21 protein-coding genes are annotated in these 20,610 nt (G+C 71.2%); 6 read left to right on the top strand and 15 right to left on the bottom strand.

The window, feature by feature from the left end; genetic code table 11:
* Nucleotides 1-5 precede the first annotated feature (5 nt).
* Both ACEN9J_RS32490 and ACEN9J_RS32495 read right to left on the bottom strand, forming a co-directional pair.
* Complete coding sequence (locus ACEN9J_RS32490; RefSeq protein ID WP_057591869.1) at nucleotides 6-407, bottom strand: PPC domain-containing DNA-binding protein; 402 nt, start codon at nucleotides 405-407, stop codon at nucleotides 6-8.
* Nucleotides 400-870 (bottom strand): DNA-binding protein, encoded by a 471-nt coding sequence (locus tag ACEN9J_RS32495; RefSeq protein ID WP_256222667.1) that lies wholly within the window; start codon nucleotides 868-870, stop codon nucleotides 400-402. The genes ACEN9J_RS32490 and ACEN9J_RS32495 overlap by 8 nt, the downstream gene beginning before the upstream one ends.
* A gap of 200 nt (nucleotides 871-1,070) precedes the next feature.
* Here ACEN9J_RS32495 and ACEN9J_RS32500 point away from each other — a divergent pair, with 200 nt between their 5' ends.
* From ACEN9J_RS32500 to ACEN9J_RS32515, 4 genes are all read left to right on the top strand, one after another.
* Complete coding sequence (locus ACEN9J_RS32500) at nucleotides 1,071-1,952, top strand: LysR family transcriptional regulator (RefSeq protein WP_057591871.1); 882 nt, start codon at nucleotides 1,071-1,073, stop codon at nucleotides 1,950-1,952.
* A 289-nt stretch (nucleotides 1,953-2,241) separates the two neighbouring features.
* The gene (locus ACEN9J_RS32505) at nucleotides 2,242-4,236 is read left to right on the top strand and encodes a M14 family zinc carboxypeptidase (protein ID WP_413765331.1); all 1,995 of its coding nucleotides are present in this window, start codon (nucleotides 2,242-2,244) and stop codon (nucleotides 4,234-4,236) included.
* Nucleotides 4,237-4,271: 35 nt separating this feature from the next.
* A complete protein-coding gene (locus ACEN9J_RS32510) occupies nucleotides 4,272-4,448 on the top strand; it encodes a hypothetical protein (RefSeq protein ID WP_172705291.1) in 177 nt (58 codons plus the stop codon).
* Nucleotides 4,449-4,507: 59 nt separating this feature from the next.
* The gene (locus ACEN9J_RS32515; protein ID WP_216087298.1) at nucleotides 4,508-6,151 is read left to right on the top strand and encodes an amidase family protein; all 1,644 of its coding nucleotides are present in this window, start codon (nucleotides 4,508-4,510) and stop codon (nucleotides 6,149-6,151) included.
* 17 nt (nucleotides 6,152-6,168) lie between these two features.
* On the opposite strand, the gene ACEN9J_RS32520 is transcribed toward ACEN9J_RS32515, so the two are convergent.
* Nucleotides 6,169-6,351 (bottom strand): hypothetical protein, encoded by a 183-nt coding sequence (locus tag ACEN9J_RS32520; RefSeq protein WP_057591873.1) that lies wholly within the window; start codon nucleotides 6,349-6,351, stop codon nucleotides 6,169-6,171.
* A gap of 322 nt (nucleotides 6,352-6,673) precedes the next feature.
* Nucleotides 6,674-7,426 carry an SDR family oxidoreductase gene (locus tag ACEN9J_RS32525; protein WP_413765332.1) on the bottom strand — a complete coding sequence of 251 codons (753 nt, stop codon included), beginning with the start codon at nucleotides 7,424-7,426 and terminating at the stop codon, nucleotides 6,674-6,676.
* A 104-nt stretch (nucleotides 7,427-7,530) separates the two neighbouring features.
* Here ACEN9J_RS32525 and ACEN9J_RS32530 point away from each other — a divergent pair, with 104 nt between their 5' ends.
* Entirely contained in the window at nucleotides 7,531-8,457 is a 927-nt protein-coding gene (locus ACEN9J_RS32530) for an AraC family transcriptional regulator (protein ID WP_261210577.1), read from the top strand.
* Nucleotides 8,458-8,466: 9 nt separating this feature from the next.
* Here the strand turns inward: ACEN9J_RS32530 and ACEN9J_RS32535 are convergent, their stop codons facing one another.
* From ACEN9J_RS32535 to ACEN9J_RS32565, 7 genes are read right to left on the bottom strand one after another with little or no spacing between them, the layout of a single operon-like run.
* Nucleotides 8,467-9,603 (bottom strand): 2-methylaconitate cis-trans isomerase PrpF family protein, encoded by a 1,137-nt coding sequence (locus ACEN9J_RS32535; protein ID WP_413765333.1) that lies wholly within the window; start codon nucleotides 9,601-9,603, stop codon nucleotides 8,467-8,469.
* A 3-nt stretch (nucleotides 9,604-9,606) separates the two neighbouring features.
* Complete coding sequence (locus ACEN9J_RS32540) at nucleotides 9,607-10,605, bottom strand: Bug family tripartite tricarboxylate transporter substrate binding protein (protein WP_296735701.1); 999 nt, start codon at nucleotides 10,603-10,605, stop codon at nucleotides 9,607-9,609.
* A 41-nt stretch (nucleotides 10,606-10,646) separates the two neighbouring features.
* Nucleotides 10,647-11,828: a 2-methylaconitate cis-trans isomerase PrpF family protein gene (locus tag ACEN9J_RS32545; protein WP_296735703.1), complete on the bottom strand. Its 1,182-nt coding sequence runs from the start codon at nucleotides 11,826-11,828 to the stop codon at nucleotides 10,647-10,649.
* A gap of 4 nt (nucleotides 11,829-11,832) precedes the next feature.
* Nucleotides 11,833-12,816 carry a Bug family tripartite tricarboxylate transporter substrate binding protein gene (locus tag ACEN9J_RS32550; RefSeq protein WP_057591879.1) on the bottom strand — a complete coding sequence of 328 codons (984 nt, stop codon included), beginning with the start codon at nucleotides 12,814-12,816 and terminating at the stop codon, nucleotides 11,833-11,835.
* 19 nt (nucleotides 12,817-12,835) lie between these two features.
* On the bottom strand, nucleotides 12,836-13,462 hold the full coding sequence (gene leuD, locus ACEN9J_RS32555) for a 3-isopropylmalate dehydratase small subunit (protein ID WP_296735705.1): 627 nt from the start codon (nucleotides 13,460-13,462) through the stop codon (nucleotides 12,836-12,838).
* A gap of 2 nt (nucleotides 13,463-13,464) precedes the next feature.
* Nucleotides 13,465-14,883: a 3-isopropylmalate dehydratase large subunit gene (locus tag ACEN9J_RS32560; protein WP_296735707.1), complete on the bottom strand. Its 1,419-nt coding sequence runs from the start codon at nucleotides 14,881-14,883 to the stop codon at nucleotides 13,465-13,467.
* Nucleotides 14,884-14,888: 5 nt separating this feature from the next.
* Nucleotides 14,889-15,752: an isocitrate lyase/PEP mutase family protein gene (locus ACEN9J_RS32565; protein ID WP_261210584.1), complete on the bottom strand. Its 864-nt coding sequence runs from the start codon at nucleotides 15,750-15,752 to the stop codon at nucleotides 14,889-14,891.
* A gap of 135 nt (nucleotides 15,753-15,887) precedes the next feature.
* On the opposite strand from ACEN9J_RS32565, the gene ACEN9J_RS32570 reads away from it, so the two are divergent.
* Complete coding sequence (locus ACEN9J_RS32570) at nucleotides 15,888-16,691, top strand: GntR family transcriptional regulator (RefSeq protein ID WP_296735709.1); 804 nt, start codon at nucleotides 15,888-15,890, stop codon at nucleotides 16,689-16,691.
* Nucleotides 16,692-16,751: 60 nt separating this feature from the next.
* On the opposite strand, the gene ACEN9J_RS32575 is transcribed toward ACEN9J_RS32570, so the two are convergent.
* Genes ACEN9J_RS32575 through ACEN9J_RS32590 form a run of 4 tightly spaced genes read right to left on the bottom strand, consistent with a single transcriptional unit; the run spans nucleotide 16,752 to nucleotide 20,571 of the window.
* Nucleotides 16,752-17,147: a VOC family protein gene (locus ACEN9J_RS32575; RefSeq protein ID WP_057598058.1), complete on the bottom strand. Its 396-nt coding sequence runs from the start codon at nucleotides 17,145-17,147 to the stop codon at nucleotides 16,752-16,754.
* Entirely contained in the window at nucleotides 17,144-18,766 is a 1,623-nt protein-coding gene (locus ACEN9J_RS32580) for an FAD-dependent monooxygenase (protein ID WP_296735713.1), read from the bottom strand. Before ACEN9J_RS32580 ends, ACEN9J_RS32575 begins: the two co-directional genes overlap by 4 nt.
* A 60-nt stretch (nucleotides 18,767-18,826) precedes the next feature.
* Nucleotides 18,827-19,603 carry an alpha/beta fold hydrolase gene (locus ACEN9J_RS32585; protein WP_296735714.1) on the bottom strand — a complete coding sequence of 259 codons (777 nt, stop codon included), beginning with the start codon at nucleotides 19,601-19,603 and terminating at the stop codon, nucleotides 18,827-18,829.
* An 8-nt stretch (nucleotides 19,604-19,611) separates the two neighbouring features.
* A complete protein-coding gene (locus ACEN9J_RS32590) occupies nucleotides 19,612-20,571 on the bottom strand; it encodes a Bug family tripartite tricarboxylate transporter substrate binding protein (protein ID WP_413765334.1) in 960 nt (319 codons plus the stop codon).
* Between the last annotated feature and the right edge of the window lie 39 nt (nucleotides 20,572-20,610).

Consider the following 20,610-nt stretch of genomic DNA (forward strand, 5'->3'; position numbering starts at 1 on the left):
CGAAATCAGTTGTCGTCGTCGGCGGGCAGCCACTCTTCGAGCGTGACCTCGAAGGTGACGCACACGGTGTTGGCGCCGGCCACGAAGGGCCCGCCGTAGACCCGGCCCTCGGTGTCGGCGACCACGCCGGTGAGGGCCGAGCGCAGGCTGCCGTCGGGCTGCCGGCGCACTTCGCCGGCCAGGCTCACGACCTCGATGGCCGGGCCGCGGATCACCTGGCAGGCGCCGTCGGGGCGCTCGAGGCAGGCGTCGATCAGGCTGCCGAGCGCGCCGCGCACGAAGGCATGGCGAAAGCCCTGGGCCACGCAGAGCTTCTCGACGCCCTGCATCAGGTCTTCGTTGGGTCCGATGCGTGCGTAGGCCACGCGGCCCATGCGGCCGCGTTCGATCCGGTGGACTTCAGACATGACCGGCCCTCGCCTCGGGGCGCATCAGCGGCATGCGCGTTTCCTCGTCGTAGGCCACGCGCAGCTCGAAGCTGTCGAGCGCGGTCACGAGCACCGTGACCGGCACGCGGCCGACCACGCTGCGGTCGCAGAGGATGTGGCCGCCGCGCACCGCGCCGTCCGCCTCGCAGAAGGCGCCATGGCAATGGACCAGCGGCGCGTTCGACGCCGAGCGGCCCAGCGTGGCATTGCCGAAGATCAGCCGCGCGCCGCGCAGCGGCACCGGCGCGCCGTAGGTGGCGAGCACGCGGCCCGAGGGGTCGGGCAGGGCCATGCAGAAGCTCAGGCTCTCGAGGTCGCCGCCGAGCAGCGTCATCGAGGCGCTGTGCACCGCCTCGCGCGCCAGGGCCTCGACCAGGCCCTCGTGCAGGGTGCGGCCCGCGGGCAGCGAAAGCCGGAAGTGCCGACCATGGTCGGCACGCATGTGGTTGATCCTCACGGGGCCGCTGGGCCCAGGGTGGACCACGGTCCTTGCTCGTGGCAGGGCCGTCGTCGACTGCTTGTTCACTTTGTCTCCTGACTGCGCGGCAGGGGGTAGGGCCGGCGCATGGCCGCGGAGTCTAGGAGCGCTGATCCATAGCAACAAATCTACAATTCAGATCGATCAATACAGGATTCAGATCGATGGAACTCCGCCACCTGCGCTGCCTGGTCGCCGTCGCCGAGGAACTGCACTTCGGCCGCGCCGCCGAGCGCCTCAATCTCTCGCAACCGCCGGTGAGCCTCGCGATCAAGGAGCTGGAGGAGGAACTGGGCGTCGCGCTGTTCGAGCGCAGCTCGCGCCGCATCGCGATCACGCGCGCGGGCGAGGAGGCCCTGCGCGACGCGCGCGCCGTGCTCGGCGGCATGGAGAGCCTGCGCCGCCATGCGAAGGACGCGGCGGCCGGCCTCAAGGGCTCGATCGCGGTCGGCTTCATCAGCCTGCCGGCCTACACCTTCCTGCCGCAGGTGCTGCGCGACTTCAACGAGAACCATCCCAACGCGAGCATCGCGCTGCGCGAGGGCATCACCGAGCAGATCCTGGCCGACGTGCAGTCGGGCCGGCTCGACATCGGCCTGATCCTGCAGCCGGCCGAGATGCCGCCGACGCTGGACTCGCGACTGGTGCAGAAGGACACGCTGATCCTCGCGCTGCCCGAGACGCATGCGCTCGCGCGGCCCGGCAGCGTGGCGCTCGAGCGCTTCGCGAGCGAACGCTTCCTGGGCTTCGAGCGCCACATCGGGCCGCAGATGTTCGACGCCATCGTCGCCACCTGCATGCGGCGCGGCTTCAGCCCGCGCATGTTTCCGGCGCGCCAGATGAACACCATCGTGAGCCTGGTCTCGGGCGGCGTGGGCGTCGCGCTGGTGCCGGCCTGCGTGAAGGCGCTGCATCGCGAGGGCGTGGTGTTCCGTCCGCTCAAGGGCGAGAAGACGCATGTCGACACGCTGGTGGTCTGGCGCAAGTCGGACGAGTCGCCGCTGCTCAAGGCCTTTCTCGCGCTGCTGCCGAGGCTGCGCGACTGACGCGCCGACTTTCTCGAAAGAATAAGGACGAGCGGCTGTTTCGCTCGGACGCTCGAGCCCTTATTCTTTTTCGCCAGCAGGCATTGCTCACGCAGTGAGCCTGCTTCGGGTGCGGAACAGGGAGGGAACGCACCCGCGCGTCCATGCGCCATCCATCACAAATACACGGTCCCGTCGAGGACCCGTGTGGACGCGAGTTGCCGATGCCCTTCGCGACGGTGCCGACCTGGCCTGCCGAACAGCGGGCCGGGTCGGTGGACTTCATGGAATGCAGCACAGGACAACCCACATGACACCCGGTCTTCATACGGCGCCTCGGCGCCCGCGTCTTCGTCTCGCGCTCTGCGGGCTGATCGTGCTCGCACAGCTCGCGCCACCCGCGATCGCGCAGGGCACCGTCGACCCCCCGGCCACACCGCCAGCGCAGCTCGAGCAGGGCCGCATCTGGTCGGTGCGCGTGCCCGATGCGTCGCGCGAGGACATCCAGCGCCTGTCGCGCTGGATCGATCACATGCGGGTCGACAAGGTCGGCAAGACCCTCGCGACGGAACTCGACTCGCGCGGCGTCGAACGGCTGCGCAGCCTGGGCTATGCGGTCGAGATCGACGTGGAAGGCTCCGAGAGGATCCGCGGCTTCCAGCAGCAGCGGCAGCAACTGCTGAAGCTGGGCAAGCCCGGCGATCCGCCGTTCGAAGGCAATGCCGCCTGCTACCGCACGGTCGAGCAGGCCAATCTCGACATCGACGCGCTGGCCGCGCGCTATCCGAAGCTGGTCCGCGTCGCGCCCGTGGGGCAGACCTGGGTGCAGACGCAGCTGCTGTCGTTTCGCAACGTGCTGATCAAGTACCTGCCACAAAGCGTCGTCAGCCTGATCGACTTCGACCTGCTGCCCGACAGCAAGGGCAATCCGCTGCGCGCCGTCGTCATCGGCAACCAGGATCGCATCCAGGAGAGGACCGTGCCGCGCATGGTCACCACCTCGTCGATCCATGCGCGCGAATACACGCCGGCCGAGATCTCCACTCGCTTCACCGAATGGCTCGTGAAGAACCATGGCATCGATCCCACGGCCACCTGGCTGCTCGATCACAACGAGTTCCACTTCATCCTGCATGCGAATCCCGATGGTCGGAAGCTCGCGGAGCAGGCCGTGCCGCAGAGTTTCGGCTCGGGATGGCGCAAGAACGTCAATCTCGTGGAGGGCTATTGCAAGACATCCGACGACCCGTTCCTGTCCCGGTTCACGGACCCCATCGAATCGGGCGTGGACCTGAACCGGAATTTCCCGTTCGGCTGGAACAGCACCAACGGCGCGGGATCCAGCGGCGATGCCTGCGAACAGACTTTCCGGGGCCCTTCCGCCGCGTCGGAGCCCGAGACCGCCGCCATCGTCAGGTACGTCGCGGGCACGCGCCAGCAGGACGGCAACTTCACGGGCGGCCTGCTGCGCGACCGAAGGACGGCCGCGGCCGACGACTTCGCGACCGGCGCGCCCGGCGACTACGAGGGCCTGTACCTCGACATCCACAGCTTCTCGCAGCTGGTGCTGTGGCCATGGGGCATCCGGCGCGAGTCGCTGCGCGGCGATTCCAAGACGGCGAACGACGACGGCATGGCGGCCTTCGCGCAGCGCCTCGCCTGGTACAACGGCTACGCCGCCAAGCAGATCATCGACTACGACACCGACGGCACGACCACCGACACCTTCTATGGCGAGCTCGGGGCGCCTTCGTTCACGATCGAGCTCGGCACCTCGTTCTACGAGCCCTGCGAGGAATTCGAGCAGAACACCTTCCCGAAGAACGTGGCCTCGCTGCGCTATGCGGCCCGCACGCTGAAGGCGCCCTACCAGCTTCCGCTGGGGCCGGACGCCGCCGACATCCAGCTGTCGGCGGCCACGGTGCGGCAGGGCGAGTCCGTCACGCTGACCGCGACGATCGACGACGATCGCTACCTCTACGCCGAGGGCGACAGCAGGCTGCCGGTCACCCGGCACGACCCGCAGCCCATCCAGGCCGCCAACGCCTACATCAACACGCCGCCCTGGGACGGCGCGGCCCGGGCGATCCCGCTGCGCACCACCGCCGACACGGCCTTCGGCGCGGGGCCCAGGGTCAAGGTGTCGGGCGTGATCGACACCTCGGCCTTCATGCCGGGCAAGCACCTGCTCTACGTGCAGGGCATCAACCAGAAGGGCAGGGCCGGACCGCCCGACGCGGTCTTCCTCGAAGTGCTGGCCAAGGATGCGCCGCAGCCCTGCGCGTCCGGGCAACCCGCGGCCTGAGGGCTGGCGTTTCGTTCCAGACACAGGGAGTCCTCATGCCGATCCAATCCGCGATCCTTGCGCGGCGCGCGTGCGCGCTGCTTCTTTGCCTCGTGCTCAGCGCCTGCGGCGGTGGCGACGGAGGCAGCACCCGCATCCTGCCAGCGGCCATCGGGCCCGGAACCATCGCGCCGGTGATCCCGCCAGCTACCGATGCGAACTGCAAGCCTTGAGGTCGCCGCCGCGTGCCGCGACCCTCGCCTCGTTTCCCCACGATCCACAAGGAGTGAAAGTGAAGAATGATGTTCGTCCGCGCCGCGTCGTGTCGGCCGCGAGGATCGGTTGCGTGCTGCTCTGCGGCCTCGTGCTCTGGGCGTGCGGCGGTGGGGATGGCGCCAGGATCGCGCCGTTCGCCGCGGCGCCGCCTGCGACGACCGATGGCACCGGCGTCGAATCCGTGGTGCCTGTCGCACCGGTCGGCCCCGCCGTGGTCCCACCCTCGCTCGAAGGCATCGAGTACGCCGACATCGCGGGCCTCGCCGAGAAGGCGGCGCAGGGCGCCACTTCGCGGGACATGGTGGCCTACCTGCTGAAGCGCGTCGACATGCTCGACAAGCGCGGGCCCACCCTCAACGCCGTCATCGAGCTCAATCCCGATGCGCTGGCCATCGCCGAGCAACTCGATGCGGAGCGCGCGAGCGGCAAGTCGCGCGGTCCGCTGCACGGCATCCCGCTGTTCCTCAAGGACAACATCGACACCGGCGACCGGATGCAGACCTCGGCGGGATCGCTGGCCATGGTGGGACAGCCCGCGACCCGCGATGCCTTCGTCGCCAGCCGGCTGCGCGATGCCGGCGCGGTCATCCTGGGCAAGGCGAACCTCAGCGAATGGGCCGGCTATCGCGACAGCGCACTGGACGCCGGCTGGAGCGGGCGGGGCGGGCAGACCGCGAACCCCCATGTGCTCGACCAGAGCCCCTGCGGGTCGAGCGCGGGCTCGGCCGTGGTGGTGGCCGCGGGCTTCGCGCCCCTCGCGGTCGCCACCGAAACCGAGGGCTCGATCCTTTGCCCGGCGGCGACCAACGGCATCGTCGGGATCCGGCCCACGCTCGGCCTGGTCAGCAGGACCGGCATCGTTCCGCTCGCGAGCACGCAGGACACGGCGGGCCCCATGGCACGCACGGTGCGCGACGCGGCGATCCTGCTCTCGGCGATGGCGGCCAGCGATCCGAAGGATGCAGCCACCGCCGATGCACGGACCCACGCGGTGGACTACACGCAGTTCCTGCGGTCCGGCGGGCTCGAGGGCCGGCGCGTCGGCTATCCCTCGGTCTTCCTCTCGAGCATCGGCGCGATGCTGTTCCCGGACTTTCCCAAGGCCATCGATGCCATGCGAAATGCGGGCGCCATCGTGGTGGAGGTGGACCTGCCCGATGAATCCGCGCCCGAGGAAACGACACTGCTGTCGTACTACTTCGGCCGTGAACTGAATGCCTACCTCGCCACCCGGCGCGGCATTCCCGTCAAGACCATCGAGGAACTCCAGGCCTTCAACAAGACCGCGCCCCTCGATCCCGGGGGCAAGCCCTATCCGCAGCGATCGATCGACGAAGCCGTCCGGTTGCTGAAGGCCGACGAGGCCACCTACGAACGGAAGGCGCGGGAGCAGAAGGCGCGCGTCGCGGCCGAGATCGACCGCGTGCTGCAGGCCAACGGCGTGGATGCCATCCTCACGCCGGGGCGCAGCGGTGCCATGGCGGGCTACCCCGCCATCTCGGTGCCCGCCGGCATGGACAGCCGCGGCATGCCGACCTGGATCCATCTCGTCGGCACGCGCTGGAGCGAACCGAAGCTGCTGTCGATCGCCTACGGCTTCGAACAGGCCACGAAGGCACGGCGCAATCCGCAGTTCCTGAAGACCCCGCCGCCGAATTGAGCGCGGGCCGGCCCGTCTCAGTCCGCCGCCAGCAGCAGTTCCAGCGCGGTGACGACCGCCGCCGCGAACAGGCAGAGCCCGCTGCCGATACGCAACGCCTTGACGTCGCGTTGCTCGCATCCATCGCGTTTCGCCGCCCAGGCGGCATAGCCGATGCCCGCCGCGAGCACCAGCCCCATCCAGCCGCCGGCGCCGATCACCGGGCACCTCGCCGATGCGCGCAAGCCCGCGACGGTCGCAGGCGATAGCCGAGCCGCACTAGGCCGGGCGTGACTGCGATGCAGCGAAAGAGGAGGGGGCGCGGCATCGGCTGCGCGTGCAGCGTTCGATGCAGGGTCCGCAGGACCCGAAGGAGTTCGGCCATGGCAACACCTCGACAAGGTTGCAGGGCCGTCCCTCGGTGTGCGTCAGCGCCGAAGTCGTCCTCGGCGAGTCTCGATGCACGATGCATGGAGCGCGCCGAGGATAGCAGCCGCTTGCGCGATGCCTCGCGAATCGGCCTGTGCGCCGAACGGGTATGGCTCAGCGCGCCTCGGCCGCCCATGCGACGGCATCGGCGCCGGCCGGGATGCGCATCGGCGCCGCGGGATCGGTGGCCGCGCGCCACACGGCCTCGGCGACGTCGAGCGCATGGGTGGTCGGGGCGGACGTGTCCTGGAATTCCGCGAAGACTTTCCGCGCGAGCTCCGCATAGTCCTCGTGATCGAAGCCCGCCATGTGCGCGCGTGCGTTGTCGCCGAAACGCGTCTCGGGCGAGCGGCCCGGCAGCACCAGCCGCAGCCGCACGCCCAGCGGCTCGAGCTCGATCGCCATCGACTCGGTGAAGGCATTGACCGCCATCTTGCTCGCGCGGTAGGCCGCGATCAGCGGCAGCGCCTTCAGCGTCACGCTCGAGGTGACGTTGACCACCACGCCCGCGCGGCGCTGCCGGAACTGGGGCAGCACCGCCTGCATCAGCGCGAGGGTGCCGAAGGTGTTGGTCTCGAAGAGCTGGCGCACGGTGGCCAGCGGCGTGAGCTCGGCCGGCGAGGCCGCGCCGAAGCCCGCGTTGTTGACGAGCACGTCGATGGGGCCGGCGGCTTCCACGGCATGCGCGATGCTGCGTGGATCGGTGACGTCGAGCGCGAGCACGCGCAGGCGCGGCGATGCGGGCAGCAGGTCGGTGCGCGGGGTGCGCATGGTCGCGACGACCTGCCAGTCGCGGTCCAGGAAATAACGCGCGGTTTCGAGGCCGAAGCCCGAGGAGCAGCCGGTGATGAGAACGGTCCGGGTCATGGAGATCCTTGATGAGAAAGGGAGTGATCGATGCCTGACGATAGGTCGCCAGGGCCGGACTTGCTACGATCCCGAGTCCGAGTCTCATCAGGAATCGTCCGAACATGGTGGATCCCCTGGCCGAAGTGGTCATGCTGCTGCGGCCGAGCGCGCGCTTCTCCAAGCGCGTGTTCGGCGCCAGCCCCTGGCGCATCGAGCGCTCCGATGCGGGCGAACCCTTCTACTGCGTGATCCTCGAGGGCGGCTGCCGCCTCGCGGTCGACGGGGGCGAGGCGCTCGAGCTGCAATCGGGCGACTTCGTGCTGGTGCCCGCCGCCCGGCACATCGCGCTCTCCAGCCTCGAGCCGCCACCGCCGGGCGTGCAAACCGCGCCGCCGGTGCCGCTGGGCAACGGCGAATTCAGGGTCGGCGATGCACGGGGTGCGATCGACCTGCGCATGCTCGCGGGCCACTGCAGCTTCGATTCGCCCGATGCCTCGCTGCTGGTGTCGCTGCTGCCGCAATTCGTGCACGTGCGCGGCGAGGAGCGGCTCGCGATGCTGGTGCAGTTCGTGCGCGAGGAGTCGCGCGAGCAGCGGCCCGCGCGCGAGCTCGTGCTGGCGCGGCTGCTGGAACTGCTGCTGATCGAGGCGCTGCGCTCCACCGGCGGAACCAATGCCTCGTCGGGGCTGGCGCGCGGCCTCGCCGAGCCGCGGCTCGCGGCCGCGATCCGCGCGATGCACGAACGCCCGGCGCAGGACTGGACGGTGGCCGAACTCGCGCACGAGGCCGCGCTCTCGCGCTCGACCTTCTTCGAGCGCTTCGGCCGCACGGTCGGCGTGGCACCGATGGAGTACCTGCTGGCCTGGCGCATGGCGCTCGCGAAGGACCTGCTGCGACGCAACGCGGGCAGCGTGGCCGAGATCGCACAGCGCGTGGGCTACAACGCCGCGAACACCTTCAGCAGCGCGTTCGCGCGGCACGTCGGGCTGCCGCCGACGCGGTATGCGCGCGAGCACGCGGGCCTCGCGCAGCTGCCGGACGGCGCCTGAGCACGGCGTTCACGCCGTTTCGGCCGGCACGTAGACCACGCCCTCCATCAAGCGTCGCGCCGTGCGCTGAAGGCCCAGCGCCGTGAACTGAGGCAGCGCCGCACCGGGCTGCGCGACGACCTTGACCGCCATCACGCCCAGCGGATGACCGATGCGCAGCACCTCGCCACGCAGCCGGTCGCCCGCGGCCGCATGGACCAGCGTGCCCGGAACGCGCGAGGCCGCCGCGGTGCAGATCGACCCCGTGCCCGCCATGCTGTCGTGGCACTTGCCGAGGAACACGAGGCGCGCGCGCAGATCGCTGTCCTCGTGCCCGGCCGGTGCCACGATCACGGCCAGCGGCAGGCCCGGCAGATGCACGTCCCGCCAATGCGCGTAGAGCCCGATGCGCTCGCCGGCCCTGGCCTGGATCTCGCCGATGGTCTCGATCAGCGCGCGGTCGCCGCCGATCGCGGGCGGCAGCTCGTCGCCGTGGAGCCCGAGCGACTCGGCCGCGATGAAGACGCAGGGCGTGGCCGCATCGACGATCGAGACCCGCACCTCGCGTCCGTCCTCCAGCGCGATCGCGTCGACCGGCTGGCCCGTCGGCAACAGGCGGCCCGTCTTGGCACCGCGCGTGTCGGTGTAGTCCATGAGGATCTCGGCCCCGGTGCCCGGCACGCCCGCGATGGCGCAGTCGCCCGTCACGCGCGCCTTGCCGTCGCGCACCTGCACGCGTGCGACCAGCACGGTGCCCGTGTTCGTGTTGTGGATGCGCACCACGGTCAGCGGCTCGACCGCCTCGACCAGCCCCTCGTCGACCGCGAACGGCCCCACGGCCGAGGAGATGTTGCCGCAGTTGGCGTCGTAGCCGATCAGGTCGCGCTCCACGTCGCACTGCGCGAAGGTGTAGTCGACATCGGCATCGGGCCGCGTCGACGGACCGATCAGCGCCACCTTGGACGTGACCAGCCGCGAGCCGCCCATGCCGTCGATCTGCAGCGGGTCGGGCGTGCCCATGGCGCGCTTGAGGAAGGCGTCGCGCGCCGGGCCCGGCGGCGGCACGTGGCGCAGGTGGAAGAACAGCGCCTTGCTGGTGCCGCCGCGCATCAGCACGCAGGGCACGCCATGCTGTTCGCCGAAGGTGCTCGAGTCGTCATGCACCATGGCTCACTCCGGCGTGACGCCCGCGGCACGCGCGGCCTCGCCCCACTTGCGGTTCTCGGCCACCAGGAAGGCCTTGAGCTGCTCGGGCGACCCGCCCTCGAGCTCGCTGCCCGAGGTCTCGGCCGAGCGGATCACGTCGGGGCGGCGCTGCGCCTGGAGCAGCGCCTTGTTGAGCTTCTCGACCACGGCGGGCGGCGTGCCGGCCGGGGCCAGCACGGCGGTCCACGACGCGACCTCGAAGCCTGAATAGCCCTGCTCGGCGATGGTGGGAACCTGCGGCAGCTCCTTGTAGCGGCCCTTGCTCGACACGCCCAGCACCTTGAGCTTGCCCTGGCGCACCTGCGGCAGCACCAGCCCGCCCGCGTCCATCATCACGTCGATCTGGCTGCCGATGAGGTCGGTGAGCGCGGCCGACGAGCCCTTGTAGGGCACGTGCACGATATCGGCGCCGGCCGCCTTCTTGAGCATCTCCATCGCGAGGTTGGCCGTGATGCCGCGCCCGCCCGATCCGTAGTTGAGCTTGCCCGGATGGGCCTTGGCATAGGCCACGAGGTCGGCCAGCGTGTTGAACGGCGACGCGGCGGGCACCACCACGTAGAGCCGGCCCACGCCGTTGAGCATGACGGGCGCGAAGTCCTTGACCGGGTCGTAGCCGGGCTTGGCATAGATCGAGGGATTGATCGCCAGCTGGCCCGAGGTGCCCAGCAGCAGCGTGTAGCCGTCGGGTGCCGCGTTGCGCACGTCCTGCGCGCCGAGGATGCCGTTGGCACCTGCCTTGTTGTCGACGAACACCGGCTTGCCGAGGATGTCCGCGAGCGCGATCGACAGGGCGCGCGCGCCGGTGTCCACGGTCTGTCCGGGTGGGTAGCCAACGACGATGCGGATCGGCCGCGAGGGATAGGTGTCGCCCTGCGCCCATGCGAACGAGGGAGCAAGCGAGGCGGCGGTGGCCGCGGCCGCGCACTGCCCGAGGAAGCGGCGGCGGGAGGAATCGGGTTGCATGAAGTCTCCTTTGGAATGTTGTTGGGGGAATCGACGAGGGCTCAGGCCGGGTCCAGCACCGACCGCGGCACCCAGGCCGTGCCGTCCATCAGGCGGCGCGCCGTGCGTGCGAAGCCCAGCGCCTCGAAGGCCAATGGCCGCGAAGCCTCGCAGCGCCCCTGCACGTCGACACGCATCGCGCCGAGCGGATGGCCGATGTGCAGGCTGTCGGGCACGACGCGTTCGCTGGCGCAGCGTGCCGCCGCATGCACCACCGAGCCCTCGACGCTCGCGCAGGCCGCGGTGCAGATCGCGCCGGTGCCCGCCATGCTCTCGTGGCAGCGGCCGTAGAACACCAGCCGCGCGCACAGGTCGACCTGCGCGGCCGTCACGGCGCGGCCCTGCGCATCGGCATAGGCGGTGGGCGGCGCGACGATCACGACCAGCGGCAGCGCGGGCGACACGCTGTCGGCCTCGCGCCAGTGGTCGCACAGGCCGAGCAGGGCGGCCGCGCGCGCACGCAGGGCCTTCAAGGTCGACAGCAGCGCGGCATCGGCATCGATCGCGTTCGGCAGCTCGGTGCCCGAGAGACCCAGGGCATCGGCCGCGACGAAGACGCAGGGATTGCCGACGTCGCAGAGGCTGACCTCGAAGCGCCGCCCATCGTCGAGCGCGATCTCGTCGCGCGCGCGGCCCGTGGGCATGCCGCGGCCGGTCTTGGCGCCGATGGTGGCGCGGTAGTCCATGAAGATCCGTGCGCCGGTGCCGGGCACGCCGGGAATCGCGAAGTCGCCGTGCACGCGCGCATGGCCGTCGGCCACGGGCACATGCGCCACCAGCAGCTTGCCGGTGTTCGTGTTGTGGATGCGCACGCGCGCCACCGGGCCTTCGGCGGGCACCAGCCCCGCATCGATCGCGAACGGCCCCACGCCCGCCGAGATGTTGCCGCAGTTGCTCGTGAAGACCACGCGGCCCTCGCCCGGCGGCACGATGCCGTAGGTGTAGTCCACGTCGGCCTCGGGATGCGTGGGTGGCCCGACGATCGCGAGCTTGGCCGTGACCAGCCGCGAGCCGCCGAGGCCGTCGATCTGCAGCAGGTCGTGCGCGCCGAGCAGCGCCATCAGCAGGCGGTCGCGCCGCGCGCCCGCGGGCGGCAGGTCGGCGGCGTTGAAGTAGAGGCCCTTGCTGGTGCCGCCGCGCAGCACGGTGCACGCCACGCCGACCTGTTCGCCCATGACTTGCATCGCCTCAGTCCTCGAGCGGGAAGCGCTTGACCAGCGCAGCGAGGCGCGCATCGTCCTCGCGGATCATGGTCTCGAAGTCGGCCGGGCTCGTGAAGGCCGGCTCCGCCCCCGCGACCGCCAGCGCCTCGCGCACATGGGCGTCCTTGCCGGCTTCGCGCGTGGCATCGGCGATGGCGCGCGCGATCGCGCTCGGCGTTCCCTTGGGCGCGAACACGCCGTACCAGGTCACCGAATAGGAGTCGGGCCAGCCGGCCTCGAGGCTGGTCGGCACCTCGGGCAGCGCCTGCGCGCGCCGTTCGCCGTTGGTCACGAGGATGCGCACGCGCCCGGCCTTGTGCAGCGGCATCGCGGCCGTGATGCCGGTGAAGGCCATCGTGAGATTGCCCGAGACCAGGTCGCCCACGATCGGCGAGGTGCCCTTGTAGTTGACGACCGCGAGGTCGCGCAGCTGGTAATCGGCCGCGAACTTCTGTGCCCGCACCTTGGAGCTGTTCTCTCCGCTGCCCGCGTTGCAGGGCCTGGTGCGGCAATGGGCGATGAGCTCGGGCAGGGTCTTGAAGGGCAGGGTGGCCGTCATCACCAGCGCGGTCGGCGAGGTCGCCACCGCGGTCACGGGCGTGAGCCGGGTCACGGGATCGATCGCCTTGAGGCTGCGCTGGTACTTCATCAGCAGCAGCGAGGGCACCTGGAACAGCAGCGTGTAGCCGTCGGGCGCGGCCTCGATCACGCGCCGGGTGCCGATCAGGCCGTCGGCGCCGCCGAGGTTCTCGACCAGCACCGGCTGCTTCCACAGCACCGACAGCCGGCTCGCGACGGCGCGCGCGGTGGCGTCGGTGCCGCCGCCGGGGTTGTAGGGCACGACCAGCGTGACCGGGCGTTGCGGCGCCCAGGCGGTCTGGGCCTGGGCCGAGGCGGCGCCGAGGCCGCAGGCCGCGCAGAGCGCGGGCAGCCAGCGGCGCGACAGCGAGCGAAGGGATGTGTCGAACATGAGAGGCGGTCTCCGGTGGTCAGGATTGCGGCACGGCAGCCGCCGGCCAGGCCCAGGGGCGGGCCGCGCGGTCGCGCGCCTGCCAGGCATCGACGGCGCCGCGCAGCTTGAGCGTGCGGCCGATGTCGTCCAGCCCTTCGAGCAGGGCTTCGCGGCGCAGCGGATCGACCTCGAAGGGCAGTTCGGCGCCGTCGGGCAGCGTGATGCATTGCGTGCGCAGGTCGACCTGCCACGGCCCTTCGGCGCTGCAGGCCGCATGGGCGCGCGCGAGTTCGGAGGGCGCGAGGCGGATCGGCAGCACGCCGTTCTGGAAGCAGTTGGCGTGGAAGATGTCGCCGAAGCTCTCGGCGATCACGCAGCGGATGCCGCGCGCCAGCAGCGCCCACACGGCGCCCTCGCGCGACGATCCGCAGCCGAAGTTGCGGCCGGCCACCAGGATCGGTGCCTCGCGCCAGCGCGGCTGGTTGAGCACGAAGTCCGGGTCTTCGCCGCCGTCGGCGCGAAAGCGCAGGGCCTCGAAGGCCCACGGGCCGAGCTCGCCGCGCGCGAGGCTGGTGAGGCGCTCGATGCGCACGATCAGGTCGGTGTCGACGTTGTCGATGGAAAGCGGCGCCGCGGCGCCGCGCAGGAGGGTGAAGGGCTGCATGTTCAGAGGCTCCGTGGATCGGCGATGGCACCGGCCAGCGCGGCCGCGACGGCGCTGGCCGGGCTGGCGAGGTGGGTGCGCGCACCCGGGCCCTGGCGGCCGACGAAGTTGCGGTTCGAGGTCGAGACCACGCGCTCGCCCGGTGCGGCCTGCTCGCCATTGGCGGCCACGCACATGCTGCAGCCCGGCTCGCGCCATTCGAAGCCGGCTTCGCGGAACAGCCGGTCCAGGCCTTCGCGCTCGGCCGCGCGCTTGACGTTCTCCGAACCCGGCACCACCCAGGCCCGCACATGCGAGGCCACGCGACGGCCGCGCAGCAGCGCCGCGGCCTCGCGCAGGTCCGACAGCCGGGAGTTGGTGCACGAGCCGATGAACACGCGGTCCACGCGCTGGCCCTGCAGCGGCGCGCCGGCCGCGAGCCCCATGTAGTCGAGCGCGCCCTGCCAGGCCTGGCGCTGCGAGGCGTCGGTGGCATCGGCGGGATCGGGGATGCGCGCGTCGATGGCGATCGCATGCTCCGGGCTCGTGCCCCAGGTCAGCGTGGGCGCCACGGCGCTCGCGTCGACCCGCGCTTCGCGCGCGTAGACCGCACCGGGGTCGCTCGGAAGGCCGCGCCAATACGCAGCCGCTTCGGCGAAGCGCGCCTCGGGCGGCGCGAAGTCGCGTCCGCGCAGATAGGCCTCGGTCTTCGCGTCGGGCGCCACCATGCCGATGCGCGCGCCCAGTTCGATCGAGAGATTGCACAGCGTCATGCGCTGCTCGATCTCCATCGCACGCACCGCCTCGCCGGCGTACTCCACCGCGAAGCCCGTGCCCGCGCTGGCGCCGAGCCGGGCGATCATCGCGAGCGCGAGGTCCTTGGCGCCCACGCCGGCACCCGGCAGTCCGTCGAAGTGCACGCGCAGGGTGCGCGGCCGGCGCAGCACCAGCGTCTGGCTCGCGAGCGCATGCGTGACCTCCGAAGAACCCACGCCGAAGGCGATCGCACCGAGGGCGCCGTTGGTGCAGGTGTGGCTGTCGCCGCAGATCAGCGTCATGCCGGGCTGCACGATGCCGAGTTCCGGTCCCATCACATGCACGATGCCCTGGCCGGGCTGGCCCAGGTCGAACAGGCGGATGCCGGCGCCGCGCGTCAGCAGCTTGAGGCCCTGGTACAGATGCACGCCGCCCGCGAAGCTCTGGCCGGTGCGGCCCGGCGCGCTCGAGACGGCATGGTCGGGCGTGGCGAAGGCCAGCTCGGGATTGCGCACCGGCAGGCCGCGCTCGGCCAGCTCGCGCAGGCCGGCGGTGCCCGAGAGGTCGTGCAGCAGGTGGCGGTCGATGTGCAGCAGGTCCCAGCCGTCGGGCAGGGGCTGGACCACGTGCGCGTCCCAGACCTTGTCGAACAGCGTGCGCGGCGCGGTGGCGGAGGGTGTCGTCATGGCCGTCATTCCGCCGCCTGGAAGCGCGTGCGCAGCGCATCCCACTCCGCGGCGCCCAGGCGCCGGAAGCGTTCGGCCACGCCGGGCGCATGCGCCGAGCTCGGCGGCTGGCCCGTGCTGCGCAGGGCCGACAGCGCCTGTTCGCAGGCCGAGGCCGCGGCGCCGATCAGCAGGCTCGGCAGGATCGCGAGGCGATAGCCCATCTGCTGCGCCGTCGCGAGGTCGAGGTCGGGCGTCTTGCCACCGCGCACGATGTTGAGCAGGCACGGGCCCTCGACCCGCCGCGGGATCGCGGCCAGTTCCTCCATCGACTGCGCGGCCTCGACGAACACCATGTCGGCGCCGGCGGCCAGCGCCTCGCGCGCGCGTTCCACCGCCTCGTCGAGCCCGAGCATCGCGCGCGCATCGGTGCGCGCGATCACCAGGAAGGCCGGGTCGTGCCGGGCGGCGAGGGCGGCGCGGATCTTGGCGACGAACTGGTCGCGCGGAATCACCTCCTTACCGTCGAGGTGGCCGCAGCGCTTGGGCGCGACCTGGTCCTCGATGTGCAGCCCGGCCACCCCGCGCATCTCGTACTCGCGCACGGTGCGCGTCACGTTGAGCTCGTTGCCGTAGCCGGTGTCGGCATCGGCGATGACCGGCACGCCGACCGAGCGCGCCAGCACGCCCGCGGCCTCGGCCATCTCGTTCATCGACAGCAGGCCGTAGTCTGGAAAGCCGCGCGCGGCCGAGGCGCCGGCGCCGGTCATGTAGACGCAGGCGAAGCCGGCCGCCTCGACCATCTTCGCGGTCATGCCGTCATAGGCGCCGGGGGCGACGACGAGTTCGGGACGGGAGAGCAGCTGGCGCAGGTCGTGGGCGGTGGTCATGGAACAGGGCGTCGAAGTGATTTAGTGATGACATCATAATGCTATAACCTTTCGACGTTGTTAGGGTATGCCTGAATGGGCGGGCACAATCGGCCGAACGCGCGGGCGGCCCGCGCGGCCGAAGCACTGCTCTCCATGGACACACCGAATCCTTCCCAACTGCGCCGCGAACCCGGCACCGCGCTGCACCGGCAGCTCTTCATGGTGCTGCGCGACCAGATCGCCCGGGGCGCCTACGGCGTGGGCGAACTCATCCCGGCCGAGGACGCGCTGTGCGCCCAGTTCGACGTCTCGCGCATCACCGTGCGGCGCGCCGTGTCGGACCTGGAGCACCTGGGGCTGGTCGAGAAGCGGCCGGGCCGCGGCACCTTCGTGCGCGCCGTGCCGCGCGCGCAGCGCCCGCAGCCCTCGTTCGGCCTGATCGAATCGCTGGGCCGGCAGGCGCGCGAGACCGAAGTGACCGTGCTCAAGGTCGAGACCGCGCCGGCGCCGGCGACGGTGGCGCAGCAGTTGCAGCTGGAGGCGGGTGCCGTCGCGGTTCATGCGGTGCGGCTGCGTTCGGCGCACGGTACGCCGATGATGGTCACCGATGCCTGGGTGCCACAGGAGGTGGGGCGCAACGTGACCGCCACCGAGTTGCAGAAGCGCGCCCTGTTCGAGATCCTGATGGCCGAGGGCATCAAGTTCGGTCGCGTGATCCAGGAGGTGACCGCCGTCGCGGCCGACCCCGTGCTCGCCGGCCTCCTGCGCGTGGACCTCGGCGCGCCGCTGGTGCGCCTGGTGCGGCTGCTGCACGACCGGCGCAAGCGGCCGGTGCAGCACATCACCATCCATTTCACGGGCGAGCGCAGCCGTGTGCTGATGGAAGTGCCGGCGGAGGCGGTGAACACGATGGGGGCGGGGCAGATCGTGCATGACCTGGAGTTGCCGCCGGGCTGAGCCCATGTTCGAACCCTGCCTGCGGCGCCCGCAGGCAGGAGGCCGATGGCCGGGAGCGGGCTACCCGGCCTCGAGATCCAGATCGAAATTCAACTCGACCTTGAGCCCGAGCGGATCGCTGAGGAAGACCTGGTGCAGCGAAGTCCCGGTCAGCGGCGTTTCGCTGAAGGGCACCTTCGCCGCGCGCAGCGCCTGCCGCGTGGCTTCGAGGCCGCGCGCCTTCAGGGCCACGTGATCGAAGGGGCCGCACTCCCGCGGCGGCGACACCGTCCGCAGCGCGTTGAGATGCACGATCGCGTGCCCGTCGGCATACAGCCAGTAGCCCGGATGACGCAGCGCGGGGCGGTGCCCCTCCTTCAGCCCCAGCGTGCCCACGTAGAAGTCGCGCAGCGCGGGCAGGTCTTCGACCGCGCAGCCGACCGTGAAGTGATGGATGGCGCTGACTTCCATGCTCATGCGGCGCTCCCGGGCGCCGCCGCGCCGCGGCACAGGATGGCGTTCATGACCTCCTGCAGCGCGGCCTTCGGGTCGTCGGCGCCCGATGGCGAGCGCCAGGCCACATGGCCGTCGGGCCGCACGAGGACCGCGCCGTCCTCGCGCAGGCCATAGGCCGCGAGCCAGTCGCCACCATCCTCCTCGCGGATCTCGTCGCCGATGACGGCATTGGCGACACGGGGCCCTTCGAGCCGGTCCGCGGCGCCCCGCCAGGCCGAGCCCGCGGGCGCGGTGAGCAGCACGAAGCCCCGGCCCAGCAGGTCGGTGGTCGAGAGCTTCCGCGAAGCCTTGCGCAGCGCGACATGCGGCGCGCGGCAGCCGGGCGTGGCGCTCGGCACATAGGCCTCGATCGCATCCGCGACCGGCGCGGGCTCTTCCTGCGACACGACCGCGCGCGATGCGTAGCGCGCGCCGAACACCAGGCCGATCTCGTTGAGGAACTCCTTGCGCGGCAGCACGGCCTCGGTCTGCCGCGCCGTGCGCCCCATCGACAGCGCGTTGAGCAGGCTGGTGTGGGTGACGGCCTCGCCGACCGGGCGGCGCTCGGCATCGTAGCTGTCGAGCAGCGCGTCGCCGGCCTCGCCGCGCAGCACCGCAGCCAGCTTCCATGCGAGGTTCTGCGCATCCTGCACGCCGGTGTTGAGGCCGAAGCCACCGGTCGGCGGCATCTCGTGCGCGGCATCGCCGGCCAGGAACACCGGCCCCGCGCGGTAGCGCTCGGCCACCATCGCGGAAGCCTTCCAGGCGCTGACGCCGAGGACCTCGACGGCGAGGTCGGCTACATCCACCGCGCGGCGCACGATCTCGGTGCTGAACGCGGGCGTGAACTGCTCGGGCGTGAAGCCGTAGTGCGACAGCGAGGTGACCAGGAAGCCCCAGCGATCGCTGCCGTTGATCGTCAGGAAGGTGCCGCGCAATTCCGGCTGCTCGATCAGGTACAGCGCCGCCGGGCGCTCCGCGATCCACGGCGTGAGGTCGGCACGCAGGTGGATGTTGATGCTGTCGTAGACATCGGCTTCGCCGCGGCGCCCGATCCCGAGCTGCTGCCGGATGCGGCTCTGCGAGCCGTCGGCGGCGATCAGGTAGCGCGCGCGCACCTGTTCGCCGCGGCCCTCGGCATCCTCGATGGTGGCGGTCACGCCGTCGGCGTCGCAATTCAGTTCGCGCAGCGCGGTGCCGAAGCGAAGCCTGCCGGGACCGGCCGCCTCGGCCCGCTGGCGCAGCACCGGCTCGAGGATGTCCTGCGAGCAGCCGCAGTTGCCGGCGATCGACAAGGCCTGGTTGGCCGCCGATCCGCGGCCTGGATGCAGCCGCTTGATCTCGCGGCCGGCCAGGCTCTCGGACCAGAGGATGGTGCCGCCGAAGCGATCGGGCATGGCGACGGCGCGGATGGCGTCCTCCAGGTCGATCTGGCGATACATCTCCATGGTGCGGGCATTGAGGGCCCGCGCCTTGGGAAGGATCGCGGTGCCCGGATGACGCTCGACCAGCAGCGACTCGATGCCGAACAGCGACAGATACAGGGATGCGGTGAGGCCCACGGGACCGCCACCGACGACGAGGACCGGTACATCAATCATCGAACGAAGACTCCATGCGCCCTGGGGCGCGGAACAGGGGAATGGAAAAGAAAACGTGGTTCACGCCAGGAACTCGCGCAGATGCAATGCGAGCGCCTCGGGGGCCTGGGCCGTGCCCAGGTGGCCCACGCCGGGCAGCAGCACCGAGCGCGTGTCGCGGATGTGCTGCGCCAGCGATAGCGTGAGCGCGGCCGGCACCACGCGATCGAGTTCGCCCGCGACGAGCAGCGTGGGCCGATCGATCTGCGACAGCGCGAGCGCGGGCTGATCGCCGACCACGGCGGCGCGGCGATCGGAGCGTGCGGAGCGCGCGGGTGCCGAAGCGAAATGCGCCCTGAAGACAGGATGCTCGGCCAGGAAGGGCGCGGGAAAGAACAGCGCCGCGAGCTGCTCGGCGCTCGCGGGCAACTGCGCGCGCAGCACGCCGATCTCGCGCGCCACCTCGGCGTTGGCCTGCGCGAGCGAGACGGGCAGGGGCCAGGTGCTCGCCAGCACGAGCCGGCGCACGGCCTTTGCATGGCGCACCGCGAAGGCCTGCGCGACCCTGCCGCCGAACGAGGTGCCGAACACGAAGGCGCTCGCGTGCCCGAGGGCCTCGAGCAGTTGCATCGCATCGTCGGCGAGATCGATCAGCGTCGGTGCCCGCTCGGGGCCGGACGTGTCGCCGCAGTCGCGCTGGTCGTAGCGGATCACGGTGTAGCGGTCGCTCAGCGCCGGCAGGATGCGCGCGAACTGCCGGCGGCTGCCTTCGGCGCCATGCAGCATCAGCAGCGGCGGTCCTTCCCCCGCCACCTCGAAGGCGGTGCGGACGTCGCCGAGGTCGACGAATTCGGGCATGGCAGCTCCTAGCCGATCTGGATGTCGAGTGGCGGCAGCAGCCGGCGGTAGCGCCCGATCTCGGCCGTGACATAGGCTCTGAACGGTTCGGGCGGCATCAGGTCGGGCTCGTCGCCGTTGTCGCGCATGTAGGCGATCAGCGCGGGCGTGCGTGCCGCCTTGACGATGGTGTCGTGCAGCGCATGCACCGCGTCGGGCGCCATCTTTCCGGGACCGAGCAGGCCCGACCAGGCCGGGATGTCCTCGACCGTGAAGCCCTGTTCGGCGAAGGTCGCGACCTCGGGCAGCAGCGCCGAGCGCCGGCCGCCCGAGATCCCGAGCGCGCGCAGGCGGCCCGCGCGGATCTGCGAGCCCGCGGTCGACGGCGCGAGGAAGGCGCAGTCGACCGTGCCCGCCAGCAGGTCGTTGGTCGGCGAGCCCTTGAACGGCACGTGCAGCAGGTCCACGCCCACGCCCTTGCCGAAGAACACGCCCATCACGTGCGTGGTGTTGCCCACGCCCGAGGAGCCGAAGCTCAGCTGGCCCGGCCTGGCCTTGGCGGCCGCCACGAACTCCGCGAGCGAGCGGTACGGCGACTTCTCGCCGACCAGCAGCGCGAAGCCCGAGGACAGCGCCAGCCGCGTGATGGGCAGCAGGTCCGCGACCGGATCGAAGGGCAGCTTCTTGATCAGCACCGCGCTGGTGGTGTAGCCGCCCGTGGTGTAGAGCACGGTGTTGCCGTCGGGGCGCGAGCGCGCCACGTCGACCGAGCCGAGCACCGTGCCGGCGCCGGGTTTGTTGTCGACGATGACGGTGCGCCCGCTGCTCTTGACGATCGCATCGCCCAGCGCACGCGCGGTCACGTCCGTGCCGCTGCCCGCCGAGAAGGGAACCACGATGCGAAGCGGCTGCTCCTGCGCCCGCACCAGCGCCGGCGCGAAAGTGGCGGCCGCGGCGGCCCCGAGGAATGTTCTTCGATCACATGCCATCTGCTTGTCTCCGTTCTTGTGAAGTCCGGCGCGCCACCC

The sequence above is a fragment of the Variovorax sp. Varisp41 genome (genome assembly GCF_047325085.1).
Classification (GTDB): Bacteria; Pseudomonadota; Gammaproteobacteria; order Burkholderiales; family Burkholderiaceae_C; genus Variovorax.